We start from the raw sequence: 21,794 nt of genomic DNA on the forward strand, positions 1-21,794 counted from the left end.
AATTATACCAAATAATAACAAAGTTTTCAAATTAGTATTTTATATAAACTTGAAAAACTTTTAATTAAGTATAAAATATAAAAGATGCAAACGGTAGTGTTTTTGTCGGATTTTGGCTATTTTGATCCTTATGTAGGCATAGTAAAAGGTGTAATAAAGTCAAATTGTAATGTTGAAATCATTGATTTAACTCACGGGATAGAGTCTTTTAGCTTAAAGAGTGCTCAGTTTATACTTAAGCATTCATTTGAGTATTTTCCAAAAGGAAGTATTTTTTTAGTTGTTGTTGATCCCCAAGTTGGTTCTTTGGCAAAACCTATCGTTGTTAAAAGGAATAGTTATATTTTTGTTGGTAGAGATAATGGTATTTTGACATTTGATAGTGATTTTGAAGCTTTTTATATTGATGAAGAATTTAAAAGCAAATCATCTACTTTTCATGCAAGGGATGTTTTTTCAAAAATAGTATGCAAATTGCTAAATAACGATATTAAATTGGTAAAAACGGATTATTATGAGAAATTTGATTGTTTGGAGGTGATTTTTGACAATAAAGAACAAAAAGGCGAAATATTATGGATAGATAAATTTGGTAATATAATTACAAATATTAAATCAGAAACAGATAATTTTGAATTAGTATTAAATAATAAGGTAATAAATAAAAAAGCTCAATATTATGGACAGTTTAGAGAAGGTTTATTTGTAATAGAAGGCTCTTTTGGTTTTTTAGAGATTGCTGCTTACAAAAATAGTGCAAAAGAACTTATAAATGCTAAAATATCAGATGAAATTATAATAAGGAGTAAAAATGAGAGCAATTATTAGTGTATATGATAAATCAGGTATTGTGGAGTTTGCAAAATTTCTAGAAGAAAAAGGTGTATCCATAATATCAACGGGTTCAACTTATAATTTGTTAAAACAAAATGGTATAGGCGCAACAAGTGTAGAGAATTATACTGGCTTTGAAGAAATTTTAGATGGCCGTGTTAAAACGCTTCAATATAAAATTCATGCAGGTATACTTGCAGATTTAAGCAATCCAAAACATAAAGAAGAATTATCAATTCACAATATAGAACCCATAGATATTGTTGTTGTAAATCTTTATCCTTTTGAACAGGTAGCCATGCGCTCAAACAATACAAACGAGTTAATAGAAAATATTGACATAGGTGGCCCTACACTTATCAGAGCAGCTTCAAAAAATTATAAAAGGGTATTGGTTGTGGTCGATCCGAAAGATTATACAAGAGTAATGGAAAACTTTGATAACATAGATATAGATTTTAGAAAAAAATGTGCTTTAAAAGCTTTTGCTTTAACTTCTTATTACGATTCTGTGATTGTTGAAAAATTTGGTTATAAAGGTGATACACTGAATATTGGTATGAAATTAAAAAAATCTCTAAGGTATGGAGAAAACCCTCACCAAGCGGCAAATTTCTATAGAGTGCCGCTAAAAAAAGGTTTGCCAAACATGGTTCAACTTCAGGGAAAAGAAATATCTTTTAACAATATATTAGATATTGATGTTGCTTACAGGATGATGATAGAATCTACTTATTTGAGTAAGCCTTTTATGTGTACCATAATCAAACACAATACACCATGCGGTGTAGCTTGTGCTGATAATCCACAGGATGCATATGAAAAAGCGCTATTTTGTGACCCTATAAGTGCTTTTGGTGGGATAGTTGGAATAAATGGTAGTGTAGATGCAAATTTGGCAAAAAAATTAACAGAGCGTTTTTATGAAGTCATTGTTGCTTTTGATTTTGAAAAAGAAGCATTAAGTATTTTGTCAAAAAAGAAAAATTTAATTTTAGCTAAAGTAGATAAGGTTGATATAAATTCATATAAAGAAAATAAAGATATAAAAAGTGTAGTTGGAGGTTTTGTTGTTCAAGATAGCGATTATTTAGATGATTTTAGTTATGAAATTGTTACTCAATCAAAACCCACACAAAACCAAATTGAAGATTTGAAGTTCGCTTGGTTTGTGGCAAAGTTTGCTAAATCAAATGCAATATGTTTTGCTTTAAATTCGCAGGCTTTAGCAATCGGTGCGGGCCAAACCTCAAGGGTTGATGCTGTAAAATGTGCTGCACAGAAAGCCAAAGATTTAGGTATAAATTTAGAAGGGAGTGTTTTGGCATCGGATGGTTTTTTCCCATTCAGAGATAATATTGATTTGGCAAAATCTTTTGGTGCAACAGCATTTGTTCAACCAGGTGGCTCGATTAGAGATGATGAGGTAATTAAAGCATGTAATGAGTATAATCTACCTATGATATTTACAAAAAAAAGACATTTTAGACATTAATAGAGGTTTTTATGGATGCTGTAGTTTTGGCTGCAGGAAAAAGTAGTCGCATGAAAACGTCCAAAAGTAAAATTTTTTACGATTTGTGTGGCAAAAGCATTATTTCACACATTGTCGATACGCTAAAAAACAGTGGTTTTGAAAAAATTATAATTGCAGCAAACAAAGAAAATGAACAAGAATTATCTGCTTTTGGCAGTGTTGTTGTTCAAAAAATTCAAAATGGCACAGCAAAAGCTTGTGAACTCGCTCTGCCATATATAAGTGATGATTTTTTGGTAATAAATGCTGATTCCGCTTTGATTACACCATATACGCTAAAGATTGCCAGGGAATTTTTTTTAACCAAAAACTTAGATTGTTTATTGCTTGTAGCAGAAGTTGATGATCCAACAGGCTACGGGCGTATTGTAAAGCATGAAAGTGGTATTAGAATTATTGAGCAAAAAGATGCAAATGATGATATTTTAAAGATAAGTTTAGTAAGCAGTGGCATTTTTTTTCTAAAAAAAGACTTCGCTTTAACGAATTTACCAAAAATAGACAATAACAACGCTCAAGGCGAGTATTACCTGCCAGACTTAGTTAAGTTTGCAAAAAATTGTGATTTATTTGAAGTCGAAAAAGATGAAATTTTGGGTATCAATACACAAAAAGAGTACTCAAATGTAAGAAAAATTATGCAAAAGCGCATCATTGAAGCTCATATGCAAAATGGTGTTGTATTTATTGATCCAGATACAACTTATATTGATATCAATGTCCAGATAGGACAAGATACGCTTATATATCCTAATGTGCACATAAGAAAAAACACAAAAATCGGTAAAAACTGTATAATTGACACAGGTTGCATTATAGATTCTTGTGATATATCAGACAATGTTGTTGTAAAACCTTACAGTGTCCTAACAGGATCGGTTATACAAGAAAATTGCTCTATAGGTCCGTTTTCTCACTTAAGACCAGACAATGTAATAAAAAAGAATGTACATATAGGTAATTTTGTTGAAGTAAAAAAGTCTATTCTGGATGAAAATACCAAAGCAAGCCATTTAAGCTATATAGGAGATGCAATTGTAGGCAAAAATGTAAATGTAGGTGCTGGTACAATTACATGCAATTATGATGGATACAAAAAACACCAGACAATAATTGGTGACAATGTATTTATAGGTTCAGATACACAACTTGTTGCACCTGTTAAAATTGGTAATGATTGCCTGATAGCAGCAGGCACAACCGTTACAAAAGATACTCCACCATTCAGTTTAGTTTTATCAAGAGTGCCTCAACAAGTAAAAGAAAACTGGGTTATAGAATATAGAAAACGCCATGAGGAGAAATAAATGTGTGGTATTGTAGGCTACATTGGAAACAAAAAAGCCAGTGGCATATTGTTAAATGGTTTGTCAGCTTTAGAGTATAGAGGTTACGATTCTGCTGGTATTGCACTTGTTAATGAGCAGATAGAAGTAATTAAGGTTAAAGGCAAGGTTGCAGATTTAGTCAGTCAGTGTTTATCTATAGGAAGTGAGCTTAATGGTACAATTGGTATTGGACATACCAGATGGGCAACACATGGTAAACCAAGCAAAGAAAACGCTCATCCACATTCGACTAAAAAATTTGCAATTGTACATAATGGTATTATAGAAAATTATAAAGAAATTGACGAATTTTTGATAAAAAATGGTTATAAAAAAACTTCAGCCACAGATACAGAGTCAATATTGCTTCTTATTGATTACTTAAGCCAAAATATAAATACACTTGAAGCTCTAAAAAAAGCAATTTCCATATTAAAAGGAAGTTTTGCAATTGCACTTATACATTTAGGTGAAGAAAAAATATATGCTGCAAAAAAAGAATCACCACTTCTTATAGGCATAAAAGATAATGAGCTATTTTTGGCAAGTGATTTAAGTGCTTTTTTGGAACATACAAAGCAGTTTATTGTATTAGAAGAAAATGATATAGCAGTTTTGGAAAAAAATGGTCAATTCGAAATTTACAATAACGGAGTAAAAGTTCAAAGGACGATAAAAAGTGTTGATTGGAATTTGCAAACAGCCCAAAAGGGTGGTTTTAAACACTTTATGCTAAAAGAAATAAGCGAGGAAGACGAAGCTTTAGCAAATACAATTTACGCACATATTTTTAATGATAAAATTAATATGGATATTGATGAAGAATTATTAAAAAAAACTGATAAAATAACAATCGTAGCTTGCGGGACAAGTTATTATGCAGGTTTGACATCAAAGTATTTTTTTGAAGAGCTATTGTCTATACCGGTGAATGTTGAAATTGCATCTGAATTTCGCTATTTGAAACCTATATTTACGCAGAATAGTATATTTATTGCAATTTCACAATCTGGAGAAACTGCAGATACAAAAGAATCTCTAAACCTTGCAAAAAGCTTTGGTGTAAAAACAATATCAATTGTCAATGTCCAAGAAAGCACAATAGCAAGGTTAAGCGATTATGTATTATATACACTTGCTGGGCCAGAAATTAGTGTTGCTTCTACAAAAGCCTTTGTTTGCCAGCTTGCAATGCTTTATTTATTTGCTTTAAAAATTGCTCAGCTAAAGGGCATAGAGATAAAGCCTTACCTAAATGAACTAATGAGTTTACCATCTATTCTAAAAACCGAGTTTTCTCGTTTAAATACTGAAGTTGAAAAAATAGCAAAAAAGTACGCTAATGTAAAAAATTTTATGTATTTAGGAAGAGGATTATCTTACCCTCTAGCTTTAGAAGGTGCTTTAAAATTAAAAGAAATTTCATATATACATGCAGAAGGATATCCTGCAGGTGAGCTTAAACATGGACCTATTGCATTAATTGATGAAAATACACCTACATTTGTTATAGCACCAAACTTTGAGCCGCTTTATTCAAAAACAATATCAAATGCAAATGAAGTGAAAGCTAGAAATGGCAAGATTATACTTTTATCTGATAAATTTTCAAATATTGCTGATGATTTTGTACAGGTTCCAAATACATCTTATTTTTTTTCTGCTTTTGTTAATATTGTGCCTCTGCAATTATTTGCCTACCATATTGCAAATATTTTAGGCAATGACGTGGACCAGCCAAGAAATTTAGCCAAAAGCGTAACTGTTGAATGAAAGATATTGCAAGCTTAAGTTTTTTGCAAAATAATATTGCCAGAAAATGGTTAATTTATGTTTTACTTGGCATATTTAGTGGTCTTGGTGCAATATTCTTATTTGTTATGATAAATTTCTTTAGCGTATATTTACTTAATCATATAGCAGGATTTCCATTTAAGTTTCCTACAAATGAAAAATCTTTATTTACTTTAAAAAATGAGCCCTTTAAACCATTGTTTTTTTTAGTAATTATTACTGCTGGTGGTTTTTTAAGTGGCCTGATATTATATATCTTCAATGATAAAGAAAGTGGAGTAAATAAAATTATAAAATACTTTCATCATAAATCAACCATAAGACCAAAATCAGCAATTGTAAAACTTTTTGCAAGCTCAATAGCACTTGGTAGTGGTTTTGCCGGCGGAAGAGAGGGGCCTGCAGCAGAAATCGGAGCTTCAATTGGTTCTTTTCTTGGCAATGTTTTTAACTTAAGTAACAAAGAAAAAAGAATGCTAATGGTAAGTGGACTTGCAGCAGGCATAGGTGCAATATTTAGAGCACCTATGGGGGCTGCAATATTTGCAACAGAGGTTCTTTACAAAGAAGCAGATTTTGAGTATGAAGCGCTAATGGCTAGCGCAATTTCATCAATTACTGCATATTCTGTTTTTTCATCTTTGTTTGGATGGCAACATATGTTTAGTGTGTCGCCAATGTATTTTTACAACCCACTTGAACTTGTATCATACACAATACTTGCTATAGCTATTGCAATTAGCTCTATACTGTTTATCCAGTTATTTAAGCATGTAAAAACATTAGCTAGTATGATAGATTATCCTATTTATTTAAAAACAGCTGTTGGTGGATTTGTTGTAGGATTATTTGGCATTTTTTTGCCAGCTAGTGCTGGTATGGGCTATGGTTTACTTGAAGCTGCATTTACAGATCCAAAAAACTATTTCTTTTTACTTATTGTTGGTATTTTAAGAATGTTTACTACTTCAATTTCAGCAGGAAGCAAAACGCCAGTTGGTTTATTTGCTCCACTTTTAATAATTGGAGCTTTACTTGGAGTGGGTATTGGAAGTTTACTAAAGCAAAGTGACATATTTGTAGTTATTAATCCTTCAAGTTTTGCTGTTGTGGGCATGGCTGCATTTTTAGCTGCGTGCGAGAAAACACCTATCTCTTCAATTGTTTTGACTGCTGAAATCACCGGCGGCTACGAGTTAATTGTACCTGCATTATGGGTAGTTGCTATCGCTTTTTTATTAACAAGTGAAGTAAACTTAGAAGAAGCTCAGGTTAATACCAGAGTTGATTCACTTGTTCATGCTGATGAGTACAAAATCAACCTTTTAGAGCACATAAAAGTTGAAGAGCTTATGGAAACAAAATTTTTAACTGTAAGCAAAGATAAGACGCTCAAAGAAATCTATGATATATTTGCAAATCAAAAGTATAACGAAATACTTGTATTAGATGAAAACAATAAGCTATATGGGATAGTTACACTACATGTATTAAAAACAATATTAAACGAAAATCTGCTTAATAATTTTTTAATTGCAGCTGATGTGGCTAACACCGACCTTGTAGTTGTTTTGCCTCAAGAAAGTTTATATACACTTTTAAACAAAATTGGATTTAGAGAAATTAATACAATCCCAGTTGTAAAATCTCTTGAAAGTATGGAAGTCATTGGAATAATAAGACGAAAAGCAATACTCAACAAAATAGCTCAAGGAAGTTCAAATGTTTGATTCGCTAAACGATCAACAAAAAAAAGCGGTTGAAATTTGTGATAAAAATTTACTTATTATTGCTGGTGCCGGAAGCGGTAAAACAAAAACTTTAACATATAAAATCGCTTATATTTTAAAAAATAATTTAGCCAAACCTTGGGAAATATTGGCTTTGACATTTACAAATAAAGCTGCAGATGAAATGAAAGACAGAGTAGCAAATATTTTGGATACGAGTATAGATAATTTCTACATTGGTACATTTCATGCATTATCGTTGAGATTTTTGCGCCAGATAGGCAAGAAATACACAATCTATGACAAACATGATCAAGAAATGCTTGTAAAAGAAATTATAACATACCTTAATTTAGATAAAAATAAATTCCAACCTTCTAAAGTTGCATCATATATTTCTAAAATAAAAAATTCTTCAAATTTAGAATTTCCAACAAAAGAATTTGAAAGGATTTATAAAATTTATGAAGAAAAACTTGAAAGTAATAATGCTGTTGATTTTGATAATATATTGATAAAGTTTATAGAAGAACTAAAAAATAACGATAAATTAAGGCAAAATTTTCAAAATCAATTCAAATTTATCTTAATTGATGAGTATCAGGATACAAATAATATACAATATGAATTAATAAAGGAATTTTATAATGGAGATAATCGCATTTTTGCAGTAGGCGATGAAGATCAGTCAATTTATGCTTTCAGAGGCGCAAATATCAATAATATTTTATCTTTTAGCAATGACTTTTTGCCATGCGAGATTATAAAACTGGAAAAAAATTACCGCTCAACAAAAAATATACTTAACATTGCAAATACTATCATAACACATAATAAAACACGTATAGGAAAAAATCTTTATTCTGATATTTCTGGAGTAGAACCTGTTATAAAGGAATTTGCAACAAATAAAGATGAAGCTTACTTTGTATCAAATCAAATAAAAAATATTTTAATGCAAAATGATAATTCAAGTGTAGCGGTTCTTTATAGGAACAATAACCTATCAAGGATTTTTGAAGAATATTTTATGCAGTTTGGTATTGCTTATAAAAAAATCGGTGCTCACAAATTTTTTGATAAAAAAGAAATAAAAGACATATTAAGTTTTATTAAAATTGCGTATAACGAGAAAGATGATGTTTCTTTTATCCGTTCCATTGGAAATTTTGGAGGTATTGGCTTAAAAACAATAGATGACATTAAAAAAATAGCAATTGATTTAAATACAAACCTATTTATAGCAGCAAGCACACTCACGCAAAAAAAATATGCAAAAGTTGCTAGATTTATTGAATTTGTAAAAATTTTGCAAAAAAAACTTGAATTTGGTAATATTAGCGAGTGTTTAAAGTTTGTATTTGATGAAGTGTTTTCAGATAAAAACTTTTACAGGCAAGATATAAGACAATCGAATATTGATGAACTTATTGAATTTGCAAAAAATATGGATATTGAATCTTTTATGGAAAATGCAAGCTTATATGATTACTCTCAAAGCATAGATGGAGAAAATAATTTATCTTTGCCGAATGTAAGTCTTATGACAATCCACGCAGCTAAAGGTTTAGAATTTGATCATGTTTTTATTGTTGGGCTAAATGAAGGTATTTTGCCAAGCTTATACCAAGATTCAGTTATAGAAGAAGAAAGACGCATAATGTATGTAGGCATTACAAGGGCTAAGAAAACTTTATATTTAAGTTATTATTTATCTGATTTTCACAATAGTTTTATACCATCCCGTTTTTTGAAAGAGATAGCTGTCAACAAAACTCAACTTAAAAGGTATAGGATTGGAGAAACCATTAACCATAAGGATTTTGGCAAAGGAATTATTTTGAATGTAAAAGAAAAACCATTAGAATTAAAAGTAAATTTTTTTAAGTATGGTTTAAAAATTTTAACAGAAAATGATATTTTTTAGGAGGCACAATGGCAGATAGTATTCAGGAAAGATTTACAAAACTTAATACGAATTTAGTTTTTCATAGCATTAGACTTTATAAACTCGAAGCTAACTTTGATGATGAAAAAATTAATGTTTCAATGGAAGAATCGAAAGTTTTTATTGACAAAAATGCATATTATCAGGTTATAGCAGATAATCATGTAAGAGTTTTTCAGGAATTTTTTTTTAAGGTAGCACTCCAAAATAACCCTGATGACGTTTTGATCAGGATTAATCCGGTTTACATTTTAGATTTCCAGGTAGGTGGTCCCATGGATGACGAGATTTTTAAGATTTTTGCTGATTCCACTGTTTTAGTTGATAGCTGGCCGTATTTTAGAGAAATTGTACAGTCTACATTGCTTAGGATGGGTTTGGCACCTGTGGTATTACCGCCAATAAATTTTAACCCGTTTGTAAATATTGATGCAAGCGCCAGCACAAAATAATAATAATATTGCTTTTGCAATTGACGGATCATCCGAATCGCTTAGTATGGCTTTTTTCAAAGATGAATTATTGATTGATTCTATCTTTATAGAAAAAGCCATACATTCTGTTACAATTGTTTCTTCGTTTGATACCTTATTAAAAAAAAACAATTTGAGTTTTTCTGATATCAAAATATTGTATGTAACAATTGGTCCAGGAAGATACAGTAGTCTTAGAGTTACACTTTCTACTATAAAGGGTTTGTTTTTTGAATTTTGCGGCTTAGTCTACTGTATAAATTCTATGGATTTAATAGCGGCAAGTTGTATGGATAGCAAATGTTTAGCTGTGATGAAAAAAACACCTATAGGTGAAATAATACAATGCTATAGTATAAACGATATTGTAAAAAGACTTGATAATTGCAATGAAAATTGTCAAAATTACAATGGATTGCCTGATATAAAAAATTTATTTAGGATAGATAAAAACTTATTTGTAAAATGTAGCCTACAAAATATAAAGCCAATTTATTAGGAGGAATTATGCCTGTTATTGAGCCATTTAAAGGGATATTATTTAAAGAAAAAAATATTGATTCTTACATATGTCCACCATACGATGTTATAGATAAAGATTATAAAAAACAACTATTATCAAAAAGCGATTTTAATATAGTAAGGATAGTTTTGCCAGAAGGCGAAGATGACAAAAAGTACGAAAATGCTAAAGATATCTTAGATTCCTGGATTTTTCAAGAAAAGCTAATTTTTGATAGTGATTGTTCATTTTATGCATATACTTGCACATATAATATAAATAATACAAAAAAAACACTTTATGGCTTTTTGGGAGCGCTAAAGCTTGAAGAACTTGGTGGTTCGATAAAACCACATGAAAAAACGCTTAAGGGTCCAAAAATCGATAGGTTTAAGCTTATTACTTCAACAAACGCTATGTTTTGTCCCATAATGATGATTTATAATAACGAGCATTTATCAAATTTTGTGAAAAATTGCAAAAAACAAAATCTTTTTGAAGTTAATTTTGAAGATAAAATTCATAATGTTTATAAAATAAATGACATAGAAATAGTAAATCATATAAAAGAATCAATTAAAAACCAAACATTAGTTATAGCTGATGGACACCATAGGTATGAAACATGCTTATCTATCAGAAATTATTACAATAAAGTTGGACAAAAAAAGGCAGGGAGTGAATATGCACTTGTATTTTTTGTGGACAAAAATGATGGATTGGCTTTGATGCCAATTCATAGATTGATAAAAAAAATTAATATTGATGATTTTAGACAAAAAATTTATAATTATTTTGAAATAAGCGATGATTTTGACTATGATATAGTCATGTATGATGGTAAGTTTACTTATTTGAAATATATTGATAAAAATTCGAAAGATTTAATAGACAAACTCGATGTTAAGCTTTTTGAAAATATAGTATTTAAAAAAATGCTAAATCTAAGTGATGAAGATATTGCAAGTAACGAAATTTCAGGTTACGCACACTCTAAAGAAGAAGTTATAAAAAGCGTGGATAGAAAAGAAGCTGTAGTTGGTTTTTTGTTAAAGCCTGTTACTTATGAGTCATTATTTGAGATAACAAAAAATAATCTCACATTTCCTCAAAAATCAACATATTTTTATCCTAAAATTCCAAGCGGTCTTGTAGGATATCACTTTAGTAGCATTGAAGGATGTCGACATGTTTGAAATATGCGTTGAAAGTGATTTTTGTGCTGCTCATAGATTAAATAATTATCGTGGAGCATGTGAGAATTTGCATGGCCATAACTTTAAGGTAGAAGTTGTTGTTAGATGTAAAAAATTAAATCAAATCTACATAGGTATTGATTTCAAAGAATTAAAAAAATACTTAAAAGAAATATTGTCAACGCTAGACCACAGATACTTAAATGAAATTGATTATTTTTCTAAAACAAATCCCACCTCTGAAATGATTGCTAAATATATTTTTGAAACATTAAAACCTCACATAAAAGACTGCATGCTTTATAGTGTTAGTGTTTATGAAACATCTACATCTAAGGTAACTTACACGGAGGATTAAATGACATTTGAAGAATTTATATTGTCTGTGGCAGGTGGTGCTTATGTTCAGCTTGGTATAGTGGAAGATCCGTTTGATAATACAAAAAAAATTGACTTAGATATGGCAAAAGCAAGTATTGAATTACTGGAAATGCTTAAAGAAAAAACAAAAAACAACCTAACAAAAGATGAACAAGATTTAATTGATAGCATAATATATGACTTAAATGAAAAGTATAATGAAAAACAAAATAAGCAGGTCAGACAATGAATAATGTAGAAAAACTATATAATAATTTAGATTCTATTGAAAATTTACCGGCTTTTCCACAAATTGCACTTGAAATTACTTATTTATTAAGAAAAGAATCTACATCTGCAAAAAATTTATATGATCTTATACAGAAAGATCCTACGTTGGTTTCTCAAATATTAAAAACCGCAAACTCTCCATTTTATGGTTTACATGGAAAAGTTTCTTCTTTGATTCATGCTATTAATTTATTAGGTTTTGTACAAATAGAAAATATAGTTATAGCTTCAGCTTTACTTTCAACTATAAAAAAGTTTCCTGTTAGCAAAAGATTCAATACAAATCAATTCTTGGATCATTCATTTGGTTGTGGTATAACAGCAAAAATTATCTCTAATATTTTAAACTTTCAAAGTGGAGGTTTAGAATTTTCTGCAGGCGTAATACACGATATAGGCAAAGTAATATTAGATTTGTATGACCAAGAAGATTTTGATATGATTTTAAACAATGCTTATAAAAGCAATAAATCATTTTATGAGTCAGAAAAAGAGCTTTTTGGAATAACGCACTGTGATTTAGCAGGAAAATTATTAAAGCGATGGGATTTACCTGAAGATCTTATTGATGCGGTAGTGAACCATCATACGCCCCAAAAGGCAAAAAATCAAATAATGGCATCCATTGTATCTGTTGCAGATTTACTGACCTATTCTGAAGGTATAGGTTTTGGTGGCAATTACTCAAAATTTTCAATGGAAGATCAAGAAGGATGGAAAATTATAACTTCAAATATAAAAATTTCAAAAAAGATCGATTTAGCTTTATTTACATTCAAACTTTTTGAGCAAATTGATGAAGTAAAAAAGACTTACTTTAAGGAGCTATACTAAATGCCTGAAATGGACTCTGAGATTTTTGAGAAATTAAGAGATTTTATTTATGAAAAATCTGGTATTTTTTTTGAATATAGCAAAAAATATTTACTTGAAAATAAATTAAGCAGACGGATACAAGAACTCAAACTAAGAGATTTTGAAGATTACTTGAAATTTTTACAATTAAATAAAAATGAATTGTTTTATCTATTTGATGCAATAACAATAAATGAAACTTATTTTTTCAGACACGCACAGCAAATAGAAGTCTTTTTAATTGTTGTGAATGAACTTTTAAATTATAAACCTATACTAAATATATGGAGTGCTGCATGCTCAACTGGAGAAGAACCCTATACTTTAGTAATTGCTTTAACTGAAAAATATGGCAATAATATACCTGCTAGAATTCTTGCATCAGACATTAGTCAAGAAGTTTTGGAAAAAGCTAAAATTGGCGTTTATAATGATTATGCATTAAAAGAGCTTACGCCTGCTATAAAGCAAAAGTATTTTGATATTGAAAAAAATACTTATAAAATAAAAGATTTTGTTAAAAATAAAGTAACATATAAACAAGTGAATCTAGTAGACAACAAAGACTTATCTACTATTGGTAAAATGGATATTATCTTCTTAAGAAATGTACTGATTTACTTTAATAATGAATCAAGACAAAAAGTAATAGATAAAATTTACAATGATATTTTAAATAAAAATGGATATTTATTTTTAGGAGCTACAGAATCTATTTCCAGATTAAACACAAAGCTCAAACTTGTTCACTTTAAACAAGCGCTTGCATATAAAAAAGAAGAGTAAGGCAAGCAGGCTATAAGCCAGGTTCTGTAAAGGAATAAATCCTTTGGAGGTCATTTATCTAAGCGACCTACCCGGAGATTATAGGCTCGGATCAGGCCAATCTCCCTATTTGGTCTTGCTCTAAGCGGGGCTTGCAATGCCACAACCATTACTGGTTGTGCGGTGAGCTCTTACCTCACCATTTCACTTTTTGCTTAAAAAGTGAATCACTTTTTAAGCAACTTCTTTTCTGTTGCGCTTTCCTGTGGATTACTCCAACCCTTTTTAGGGGCGCTTTGATCCGATAGAGCCTGGACTTTCCTCTGGTTTTAAACCAGCGACCCCCCACCTACTTGCCTACAATTTAATATATATCAAAGTGTTTATTTGTCAATTGATTTTGTTGTATCTAGATACTTTATCAAGCCCAACGCAATGCCTTTTGCTATAGTTTGTTGATAATTGGTATCTTTTAAATAACTATTATCTTGTGGATTTGTTATAAATAATGTTTCAATTAGTATAGAAGGGCAATTTGTACCTACAAGCACATAAAATGGTGCTTGATCGATACCACGATTTATTAAGCCAGGGTATGTTGGTTTTGCAATAGAATAGATTGATTCATCAACGTCTTTAGCAAGAATTGCTGATTCTTTTAGTTTGGCCTGATTTATTAAAGAAATTATAATTTTATTAATTGTTCCCATCTGTTCAATTGGAACATCGTTTTCTACAGCAGCTATTCTTAAAGCTTTCTGATTACTAGTAGCATTTAAAAAAAATATTTCCATGCCTTTAGCGGATGGATCTAGTGAAGCGTTAGCATGAATTGATACAAATAGATCTGCTTTAGCGTCATTTGCAATTTTTACTCTTTGTAAAAGAGGAATAAATACATCACTATCTCGCGTCATAACTACTTTAAAGCCTTTTTCTCTTAAAATTTCTGCGCAGTATTTTGCTATATTTAAAACTACATCTTTTTCTTGAAGCCCTCCTATACCTACTGCTCCAGAATCTTTTCCACCATGACCTGGATCAAGCACTATAGTTATATTTTTTGGATTATAGGATGGCGGTTTTACCGGAGTTATTATCATAGGTATGTTATTTGCAGTTTGAGTTGAATTAGTTTGTGCGGTTTTGATTGTATTGTCATCGCTTTGTGAGGTGTCTGATGAAATCAAGTTTATTATAAGAGTGTTTTTATTTATCTTTGATAAATTAATATTGTATTTATAATCTTTATTTAGCTTAAAATAAATACGTGTTTGATTTGGAAGTTGTTTTAAGATAATGTTTTCTATATTATATCCGGGTTTTAAATTTGCTTTAACCTCGCAATTATTTGTTCCAATGTAAAAAAGTTCATTTGAAAGTCTTATGTATGTGTAATTTTCAAGATTATCAAACTTAAGTATGATTGTTTGTTTTGTTTGAGAAATTTTTACTATATTTATCGAATTTAATGTTAGACTTAATGCATTGGAAAAAAATAGTAGGATAAGAAAGACAATCAAAATTGTTGCTTTTTTCATCGAGTGACATTATACTAACAAGCGGCTGTTATTGCAAGGAGTTTTTTGTTGTATTGTGATTATTTGATTTGTTTTGAAGTGGAGTTTGATGAAAAGACTCAAAAAACTAATTATAATTAATACAGTTTTACTTTTTATTTCGGTTATATTTGTTATTTATGCTATTTTTTCTTTTCAAAATTTCATAAATCAGCCCAATTCAAATATCAAAAAAAAGGTTTATGTAATTATTGTTCCAAATCAATCGGTTTTATCTATATCTGAAGAATTGCAAAGGCAAAACATTATAAAAAGATACGATTGGTTTTATTATTATGTACGTTTGTCCGGTAAATCCAAAGATATAAAATCAGGCGTTCATGTTTTTTATACAAACAATTCACCAAAACAAACGCTAAATGAGCTTATTGGAGAAAACAAAAATGATGTCATATTTTCTATACCACCAGGTTTTGATATAAAAAGTATTGCACATAGACTTAATCGACTTGGCCTAGATGGTAATGAATTTTACAAATTAGCAAACTCTAAATCATATGCTTATAAATTACTTGGCTATCATGCACCAAATATGGAAGGTTTTTTAGGTGCAGGCGATTATTTTGTTGAAAAAAAAGAAACTCCATCTGTTTTAATAAAGCTTATGTTTGAGTTATTTAAAAAAGATTTTTCGGATTTTGCAGACTTTAATCGTATTGATAAAAGTTTATATGATAAAGTAATAATTGCATCTATGGTTGAAAAAGAAGCAAAAGTTAATTCTGAAAGACCGTTAATTGCAAGCGTTATATACAATAGGCTTAAAAAAAGTATGCTTTTACAAATCGATTCTTCTGTTATATATGGGATAAAAGATTTTAATGGAAAATTAACACTAAAAGATCTAGAAAATAGAGAGAATAAATATAATACATACATGCACAAAGGCTTACCCCCAACACCAATATGTTCTGTGAGTTATGAATCTCTAAAAGCTGCATTTTATCCTGCTAAAACGGATTATTTGTATTTTGTGTCAAAAAATGATGGAAGACATGTATTTTCAACTACATTAAAACAACAAAATTATTGGGTAGATATATTTCAAAAAGGTAAGAAATGATGATGAAGTACTATATTAAAACGTTTGGTTGTCAAATGAATGAACGAGATTCAGAAAAAATTGAATCGATATTGCAGGAAAGCGGTTTTGAAAAATCAAATCTAAAAGAAGCCGACGTTATTATTGTAAATTCTTGTGCTGTTCGAGAAAAATCAGAAAAAAAAATTTTTAGCGAGATTGGAAGAATTAAAAATATAAACAAAAAAGCAAAAGTAGTTGCTATGGGTTGTGTTGCGCAAATTTATCCAGAAAAACTTTCTAAAATATCAGACGTTGTTTTAGGTACAACATCAATTTACGATTTTAAAAACTTTTTTAATAAAGATTTAAGAGATTTTAAAGCTATTTTTGTATCTAATCAAATTATAAATCCAGATTATATATTTGGACATTTAAAAAAACCAACAGCATATATTGATATAATTTATGGTTGCAATAATTTTTGTACATATTGCGTGGTACCATACACACGTTTAAGGGAAATATCAAGATCATACAAAAATATTTTACAAGAAATAAATAATGTAGTTGAAAATGGCGCAAAAGAAGTTATATTATTAGGTCAGAATGTTAATTCATATAATTTTGATGGAGTAAATTTTATTAGGTTATTGGAAATGATAAACAAAATTGACAAATTAAAAAGAATAAGATTTGTAACATCTCATCCAAAGGATTTTAGTGAAGATTTGGCAATAGCAATGTCTCAGCTGGATAAAGTTTGCGAGCACCTACACTTGCCACTTCAATCTGGCTCAGATAGAGTGCTAAGATTAATGAGAAGAAAATATACCTTTAAAGAGTTTGCAAAAAAGGTAGAATATTTTAGAAAATATAACCCAAAAGGTTCTATTACAAGTGATATCATAGTTGGTTTTCCAATGGAAACAGAGGATGATTTTAAACAAACAATTAAAGCTTTAGAAGAAATAAAATTTGATGAAATTTATTCTTTTAAGTATTCTAATAGGCCATTTGCAAAAGCTTCTTTGATGCCAAATCAGGTTAGCGATGAAGAGAAAGCCAAACGATTGAATATTATACAGAATTTACAATCAAAAATAAGCGAACAAATAAATAAAAGCTATCTCAACAGCGAGCATGAAGTATTAATTGAATCCAAAGCAAAGATTTCAAATCAAATGCAAGCAAGAACAAGAACAAATAAAATAGTAAATATAGACAATACTTATTTTAATTTAAAAGAAGGTGACATTGTTAATGTAAAAATAACTAAAATTAATAAGCATAGTTTTAATGGTGAGATATGTATAAATTAGAATTTACTGATTTAATAATGAGTGATGATCAAAAGCAAGCACAAATTATATTCGAAGATGAAAATGGCGATTTTTATGCTTTTTCTTTATCACAAGAGCGCGCAAGACTTGTAAATTTATTAGTTTATCAAACTTATGTACCAAAAAAGACCATATATGAGGTTTTTTTGGGTTTTGTGAATGCGCTTGGTATAAAAGTTAACTCAGTGGTTATAGAAGATATAGAAAATCTAAGCGCTTATTTAATTTTAGAGACACAGGATTTACAAGACATTAAAACGACAATATGTGCACAAGATGCATTTGTTGTAGGACTTATGTCAAAAGCTCAATTTTATATAAAAAAAGATACATGTTTTGTGGATCACAACGAGTATTGTTGGCTTGATTTTGTTAAACGCTTTTTGGAGGTTGATTGAATATAAGGGAGCGTATAGAAAAAAACGAAGAACTCTATTTGTGTGAATTTGCTGCAAAATCAAGCCAAACAAAAGGCAGACTAAAACCAGAAGAAAAAGACGATGTCAGAACTGATTATATGCGAGATAGGGATAGAATAATTCACTCAAAATCGTTTCGCAGATTAAAACATAAGACCCAAGTATTTTTTTCTCCACTTGGAGATCATTATAGAACACGCATGACACATACACTTGAAGTATCTCAGATAGCAAGGACTATTGCTGTTGCTTTAGAGCTTAACGAAACACTTACAGAAGCAATAAGCTTAGCTCATGATTTGGGTCATACGCCTTTTGGTCATGCAGGTGAAACCGTTTTAAATAAAAAAACGCATGGCAAATTTAAACATTGGTTTCAAAGTTTAAGAGTAGTAGATGTATTGGAAAAAGATGGTAAAGGTTTAAACCTAACATACGAAGTTAGAGACGGTATAGTAAAACACTCAAAAGGCAGGGGCGATATTTTGCTTGATAAAAAAAATTCTGCTGTTACCCTCGAAGGACAAATTGTACGCATAGCAGATATTATTGCTTATGTAAATCACGATATTGATGATGCGCAGCGTGCAAAAATTATAGATAAGATACCACAGAGACTTTCAAGTGTTCTTGGTGATACACACTCAAAAAGAATAACTACAATGGTAAATAGTGTTATAAAACAGACAAAAGAGTCTAATTATCAGCAAATTTTAATGGAAAATGATATACTTGAATGTTTAAGTGAATTAAGAGATTTTTTATTTGAAAATGTATATATGTCAGATGTAATACAAAGTGAAATATCAAAAAGTTCTAAAGTAATCAGTGATTTGTTTGAATATTTTATGGAACATATAGATTTAATACCACAGTATGGATCTACAAAGGAAGAATCTGTTGCTGATTATATATCTGGTATGACAGATAGGTATGCAATGGATTTGTACTATAAAATTTTTATACCAAAATCATGGGCAATTACTTAGAAAAAAGGGGGTTGAGTGTTTGAACTTGCTGAAAGATTACTAGATTATTCAAAAAGTAAAGGTTTTAGCCAATGCGAAATATACATTGAAAAAATCCTAGAAAAATCGTTTGATTTAAAAAATGAAACTGATTTTTCGAAGGGTTTAACTGAAACAATAGGCGTTGCTTTGCGACTAGTAAAAGGCAAATTTGTATTTTTTGTAAATTCTACTGTAAATGATGAAAAAAGCATTGAACGTTTGATAGATAATGCATCATCTATAGGTTTTTCGAAAAAAATTGATGTGCAAATTTTACCACAATTAAATGAAGAGTTAAGTTTTAGTGAGATAAACTTATTTGATGAAACAAAAATCAAAGATGCAGTATACGAGATGAGTTCAATTGCTAAAAATGCAGATAAGCGCATACAAAATGTTAAATCTTCTTCTATAAATACAATTGAAAAACATATCTGGTTAATGAATTCATATGGTCTTAAATCTCATCAGGCTTACAACACAGTAGATGCTCAGGTAAGTGTTCTTGCCAAAGACAAGATAGAAGAAATAGGCTGGTATGATCAAAAAGGTTTTAGTTTAGATGAAATTGATTTTGAAAATATTGCCAAAACTGCGTCTATCAGAGCAATAGAAAAATTATCACCATCAAGTTTTTCTACAAAAAAGTTAAGCGTTATACTATCCAATGAAGTAATGTCTTACATGCTTAGGTACTTTTTTAATATTTTTAGCGCGCAAAGCGTTATTGACAAAACTACAAAGTTAGAATTAGGCAAAAGGGCATTTTCGAGTTCAATAAGCATAATAGACGATATTTTTGCAAAAGGTGGTATAAAGTTTTTTGTTGATGAAGAAGGAATTAAAAAAACACCTACAATAGTAGTTGAAAATGGAGAATTAAAAACATTCTTACATAACACTTACACCAGTAATAAATTAAAAAGTCAAAATACGGCAAATGCAAGACGTTATGGTTTTGTAAACCCAATTAAGGTTGGCCCTGCTAATTTTTATTTAAAACCATCTGATAAAAGCTTACAAGATTTATTTGATAGCATTGACGGTTTTTACATAACAGAGATAATGGGAATGCATATGGCAAATCCTGTAAGTGGCGATTTTTCGCTAGGCGTAAATGGGTTTTTAATTGAATCTGGCCAAAAGGCTCACTATATAAAAGCTTCAACATTTTCTGATAATTTTTATAATATTTTAAATAAAATAATGACAGTAGCTAATGACCTATATTTTACTGGTTCTGTGGGTAGCCCAAGTGTTTGGGTTGCAGATTGTGTTATTGGAGGAGAAAATTGAGTTTAGTAATTTTGGATTTTGGATCTCAATATACTCAACTAATCGCAAGACGCATAAGACAGATGGGATATTATGCCGAGATTTTACCATACAATGCAAAACCAAGCGGCAACATAAAAGGTATAATTTTGTCAGGATCGCCTTTTAGTGTTTACGAAAAAAATGCACCAAAACCAGATAATTCTATTTATGAATTAAATGTACCAATACTTGGAATATGTTACGGTATGCAACTTGTAGCAGAAAAGTTTGAAGGAAAAGTTGCATGGGCTCAAAAAAGAGAATACGGTTATGCAAAAATCTATATTGATAAACAGGATGATTTATTTTTTAATATAAAAAATGAAAATATAGTATGGATGTCGCATGCAGATAGAATTGATAAATTGCCAGAAGGTTTTGAAACAATTTCGCATACGCAAAATTCACCATATGCTGCTATTAGAAATTTGGACAAAAAAATATGGGCAATCCAATTTCACCCAGAAGTTTCCCATACTCAAAATGGCAATATTATTCTTGAAAATTTTGTTTCTCGTATATGCGGTATAAAAAAAGATTGGAATATGAGTGATTTTTTAGAAAAGGCTATATACGATATAAAACAAGAAGTAAAAGACAATAAAGTTTTATGTGCAATATCAGGTGGAGTGGATTCTTCTGTTTTGGTAGTATTACTAAATAAAGCAATAGGTGATAATGTTATACCTGTTTTCATAAATAATGGGCTTTTGCGCCAAAACGAAGAGGTAAGCGTACAAAAGGCTTTTGAAAAATTAGGAATTAAAATAAACTATATTGATGCAAGTGAATTGTTTTTAACAAGACTAAAAAATGTAAAAGATCCAGAACAAAAACGTAAGATTATAGGTCATACTTTTATTGACGTATTTAGAGATTTTGTGTTAAAATTAGGTGACATTGAGTATTTAGCTCAGGGTACATTATATCCTGATGTTATCGAAAGCGTATCTGTTAAAGGTCCATCTGATGTAATAAAAAGTCACCACAATGTGGGAGGATTGCCAAAAGATTTAAAATTCAAACTTATTGAACCTTTTAGGTTTTTATTTAAAGATGAGGTAAGGCAACTTGCAAAACAGCTTAATCTTGATGATTCTTTTGTTAACAGGCATCCTTTTCCTGGTCCTGGTCTGGCAATAAGGATAATAGGTGAGGTAACAAAGCAAAAGCTTGAAATCTTAAGACAGGCAGATGATATAATAGTAGAAGAAATAAAAAAAAGCGGATTTTACGATAAAGTTTGGCAAGCATTCGGAGTTTTGCTTGATTTAAAAAGTGTAGGTGTTATGGGTGACAAAAGAACTTATGATTACACAATAGTATTAAGAGTAGTGGAGAGCTTAGATGGTATGACGGCTAATTGGACGTATTTGCCATATGATGTTTTAAATGGTATTTCAACACGAATAATAAATGAAGTGTCACATGTAAATAGGGTGGTATTGGATATATCCAATAAACCACCAGCAACTATTGAATGGGAGTAAT

Annotated in this window: 20 protein-coding genes and 1 other RNA gene; 19 read left to right on the top strand and 2 right to left on the bottom strand. The window is 29.9% G+C overall.

Annotated features, from left to right (window positions below; genetic code table 11):
- The first annotated feature begins 84 nt into the window (after nt 1-84).
- Genes BLQ93_RS07160 through BLQ93_RS07220 form a run of 13 tightly spaced genes read left to right on the top strand, consistent with a single transcriptional unit; the run spans nt 85 to nt 13,634 of the window.
- Nucleotides 85-828 (top strand): SAM hydrolase/SAM-dependent halogenase family protein, encoded by a 744-nt coding sequence (locus BLQ93_RS07160; RefSeq protein ID WP_084323596.1) that lies wholly within the window; start codon nt 85-87, stop codon nt 826-828.
- Nucleotides 812-2,329, top strand: coding sequence for a bifunctional phosphoribosylaminoimidazolecarboxamide formyltransferase/IMP cyclohydrolase (purH, locus tag BLQ93_RS07165; protein ID WP_092129240.1), 1,518 nt, complete (start codon nt 812-814; stop codon nt 2,327-2,329). The genes BLQ93_RS07160 and purH overlap by 17 nt, the downstream gene beginning before the upstream one ends.
- A gap of 11 nt (nt 2,330-2,340) precedes the next feature.
- Nucleotides 2,341-3,678 carry a bifunctional UDP-N-acetylglucosamine diphosphorylase/glucosamine-1-phosphate N-acetyltransferase GlmU gene (glmU, locus tag BLQ93_RS07170; protein ID WP_092129242.1) on the top strand — a complete coding sequence of 446 codons (1,338 nt, stop codon included), beginning with the start codon at nt 2,341-2,343 and terminating at the stop codon, nt 3,676-3,678.
- Nucleotides 3,679-5,472 (top strand): glutamine--fructose-6-phosphate transaminase (isomerizing), encoded by a 1,794-nt coding sequence (gene glmS / locus BLQ93_RS07175; RefSeq protein WP_092129243.1) that lies wholly within the window; start codon nt 3,679-3,681, stop codon nt 5,470-5,472. It abuts the gene before it with no gap.
- Nucleotides 5,469-7,223, top strand: coding sequence for a chloride channel protein (locus BLQ93_RS07180; protein WP_092129245.1), 1,755 nt, complete (start codon nt 5,469-5,471; stop codon nt 7,221-7,223). Before glmS ends, BLQ93_RS07180 begins: the two co-directional genes overlap by 4 nt.
- The gene (locus tag BLQ93_RS07185; RefSeq protein WP_092129247.1) at nt 7,216-9,150 is read left to right on the top strand and encodes an ATP-dependent helicase; all 1,935 of its coding nucleotides are present in this window, start codon (nt 7,216-7,218) and stop codon (nt 9,148-9,150) included. The genes BLQ93_RS07180 and BLQ93_RS07185 overlap by 8 nt, the downstream gene beginning before the upstream one ends.
- A gap of 8 nt (nt 9,151-9,158) precedes the next feature.
- Nucleotides 9,159-9,623: a hypothetical protein gene (locus BLQ93_RS07190; RefSeq protein ID WP_092129249.1), complete on the top strand. Its 465-nt coding sequence runs from the start codon at nt 9,159-9,161 to the stop codon at nt 9,621-9,623.
- The gene (locus BLQ93_RS07195; RefSeq protein ID WP_092129251.1) at nt 9,601-10,143 is read left to right on the top strand and encodes a hypothetical protein; all 543 of its coding nucleotides are present in this window, start codon (nt 9,601-9,603) and stop codon (nt 10,141-10,143) included. The genes BLQ93_RS07190 and BLQ93_RS07195 overlap by 23 nt, the downstream gene beginning before the upstream one ends.
- 8 nt (nt 10,144-10,151) lie before the next feature.
- Complete coding sequence (locus tag BLQ93_RS07200) at nt 10,152-11,342, top strand: DUF1015 family protein (RefSeq protein ID WP_092129253.1); 1,191 nt, start codon at nt 10,152-10,154, stop codon at nt 11,340-11,342.
- The gene (gene queD / locus BLQ93_RS07205) at nt 11,335-11,700 is read left to right on the top strand and encodes a 6-carboxytetrahydropterin synthase QueD (protein ID WP_092129255.1); all 366 of its coding nucleotides are present in this window, start codon (nt 11,335-11,337) and stop codon (nt 11,698-11,700) included. The genes BLQ93_RS07200 and queD overlap by 8 nt, the downstream gene beginning before the upstream one ends.
- The gene (locus BLQ93_RS07210) at nt 11,701-11,952 is read left to right on the top strand and encodes a DUF1844 domain-containing protein (RefSeq protein ID WP_025392033.1); all 252 of its coding nucleotides are present in this window, start codon (nt 11,701-11,703) and stop codon (nt 11,950-11,952) included.
- Entirely contained in the window at nt 11,949-12,827 is an 879-nt protein-coding gene (locus BLQ93_RS07215) for an HDOD domain-containing protein (protein WP_092129257.1), read from the top strand. The genes BLQ93_RS07210 and BLQ93_RS07215 overlap by 4 nt, the downstream gene beginning before the upstream one ends.
- The gene (locus BLQ93_RS07220) at nt 12,828-13,634 is read left to right on the top strand and encodes a CheR family methyltransferase (protein ID WP_092129259.1); all 807 of its coding nucleotides are present in this window, start codon (nt 12,828-12,830) and stop codon (nt 13,632-13,634) included.
- Here the strand turns inward: BLQ93_RS07220 and rnpB are convergent.
- Nucleotides 13,632-13,970, bottom strand: an RNA gene (rnpB, locus tag BLQ93_RS07225) — RNase P RNA component class A. The genes BLQ93_RS07220 and rnpB overlap by 3 nt on opposite strands.
- Nucleotides 13,971-13,996: 26 nt before the next feature.
- The gene (locus tag BLQ93_RS07230) at nt 13,997-15,154 is read right to left on the bottom strand and encodes an N-acetylmuramoyl-L-alanine amidase family protein (protein WP_092129261.1); all 1,158 of its coding nucleotides are present in this window, start codon (nt 15,152-15,154) and stop codon (nt 13,997-13,999) included.
- Between the two features lie 88 nt (nt 15,155-15,242).
- Between BLQ93_RS07230 and mltG the strand changes: the two genes are divergently transcribed.
- From mltG to guaA, 6 genes are read left to right on the top strand one after another with little or no spacing between them, the layout of a single operon-like run.
- Complete coding sequence (mltG, locus tag BLQ93_RS07235) at nt 15,243-16,256, top strand: endolytic transglycosylase MltG (protein ID WP_092129263.1); 1,014 nt, start codon at nt 15,243-15,245, stop codon at nt 16,254-16,256.
- Nucleotides 16,257-16,258: 2 nt separating this feature from the next.
- The gene (miaB, locus tag BLQ93_RS07240) at nt 16,259-17,536 is read left to right on the top strand and encodes a tRNA (N6-isopentenyl adenosine(37)-C2)-methylthiotransferase MiaB (RefSeq protein WP_025392028.1); all 1,278 of its coding nucleotides are present in this window, start codon (nt 16,259-16,261) and stop codon (nt 17,534-17,536) included.
- Nucleotides 17,524-17,955 carry a DUF151 domain-containing protein gene (locus BLQ93_RS07245; protein ID WP_092129265.1) on the top strand — a complete coding sequence of 144 codons (432 nt, stop codon included), beginning with the start codon at nt 17,524-17,526 and terminating at the stop codon, nt 17,953-17,955. Before miaB ends, BLQ93_RS07245 begins: the two co-directional genes overlap by 13 nt.
- Nucleotides 17,952-18,965 (top strand): deoxyguanosinetriphosphate triphosphohydrolase, encoded by a 1,014-nt coding sequence (locus tag BLQ93_RS07250; protein WP_025392026.1) that lies wholly within the window; start codon nt 17,952-17,954, stop codon nt 18,963-18,965. The genes BLQ93_RS07245 and BLQ93_RS07250 overlap by 4 nt, the downstream gene beginning before the upstream one ends.
- 15 nt (nt 18,966-18,980) lie before the next feature.
- Nucleotides 18,981-20,282: a TldD/PmbA family protein gene (locus tag BLQ93_RS07255; RefSeq protein WP_092129267.1), complete on the top strand. Its 1,302-nt coding sequence runs from the start codon at nt 18,981-18,983 to the stop codon at nt 20,280-20,282.
- Entirely contained in the window at nt 20,258-21,793 is a 1,536-nt protein-coding gene (gene guaA, locus BLQ93_RS07260) for a glutamine-hydrolyzing GMP synthase (protein ID WP_092129269.1), read from the top strand. Before BLQ93_RS07255 ends, guaA begins: the two co-directional genes overlap by 25 nt.
- The last annotated feature ends 1 nt before the right edge of the window (nt 21,794 follow it).

Source organism: Desulfurella multipotens, assembly GCF_900101285.1.
In the GTDB taxonomy this organism is placed as follows: Bacteria; Campylobacterota_A; Desulfurellia; order Desulfurellales; family Desulfurellaceae; genus Desulfurella; species Desulfurella acetivorans.

Excerpts from the sequence above, each read along its gene's own strand:
- BLQ93_RS07160 (WP_084323596.1), top strand. The coding sequence starts at position 85 with ATGCAAACGGTAGTGTTTTTGTCGGATTTTGGCTATTTTGATCCTTAT.
- purH (WP_092129240.1), top strand. The coding sequence starts at position 812 with ATGAGAGCAATTATTAGTGTATATGATAAATCAGGTATTGTGGAGTTT.
- glmU (WP_092129242.1), top strand. The coding sequence starts at position 2,341 with ATGGATGCTGTAGTTTTGGCTGCAGGAAAAAGTAGTCGCATGAAAACG.
- glmS (WP_092129243.1), top strand. The coding sequence starts at position 3,679 with ATGTGTGGTATTGTAGGCTACATTGGAAACAAAAAAGCCAGTGGCATA.
- BLQ93_RS07180 (WP_092129245.1), top strand. The coding sequence starts at position 5,469 with ATGAAAGATATTGCAAGCTTAAGTTTTTTGCAAAATAATATTGCCAGA.
- BLQ93_RS07185 (WP_092129247.1), top strand. The coding sequence starts at position 7,216 with ATGTTTGATTCGCTAAACGATCAACAAAAAAAAGCGGTTGAAATTTGT.
- BLQ93_RS07190 (WP_092129249.1), top strand. The coding sequence starts at position 9,159 with ATGGCAGATAGTATTCAGGAAAGATTTACAAAACTTAATACGAATTTA.
- BLQ93_RS07195 (WP_092129251.1), top strand. The coding sequence starts at position 9,601 with ATGCAAGCGCCAGCACAAAATAATAATAATATTGCTTTTGCAATTGAC.
- BLQ93_RS07200 (WP_092129253.1), top strand. The coding sequence starts at position 10,152 with ATGCCTGTTATTGAGCCATTTAAAGGGATATTATTTAAAGAAAAAAAT.
- queD (WP_092129255.1), top strand. The coding sequence starts at position 11,335 with ATGTTTGAAATATGCGTTGAAAGTGATTTTTGTGCTGCTCATAGATTA.
- BLQ93_RS07210 (WP_025392033.1), top strand. The coding sequence starts at position 11,701 with ATGACATTTGAAGAATTTATATTGTCTGTGGCAGGTGGTGCTTATGTT.
- BLQ93_RS07215 (WP_092129257.1), top strand. The coding sequence starts at position 11,949 with ATGAATAATGTAGAAAAACTATATAATAATTTAGATTCTATTGAAAAT.
- BLQ93_RS07220 (WP_092129259.1), top strand. The coding sequence starts at position 12,828 with ATGCCTGAAATGGACTCTGAGATTTTTGAGAAATTAAGAGATTTTATT.
- BLQ93_RS07230 (WP_092129261.1), bottom strand. The coding sequence starts at position 15,154 with ATGAAAAAAGCAACAATTTTGATTGTCTTTCTTATCCTACTATTTTTT.
- mltG (WP_092129263.1), top strand. The coding sequence starts at position 15,243 with ATGAAAAGACTCAAAAAACTAATTATAATTAATACAGTTTTACTTTTT.
- miaB (WP_025392028.1), top strand. The coding sequence starts at position 16,259 with ATGAAGTACTATATTAAAACGTTTGGTTGTCAAATGAATGAACGAGAT.
- BLQ93_RS07245 (WP_092129265.1), top strand. The coding sequence starts at position 17,524 with ATGTATAAATTAGAATTTACTGATTTAATAATGAGTGATGATCAAAAG.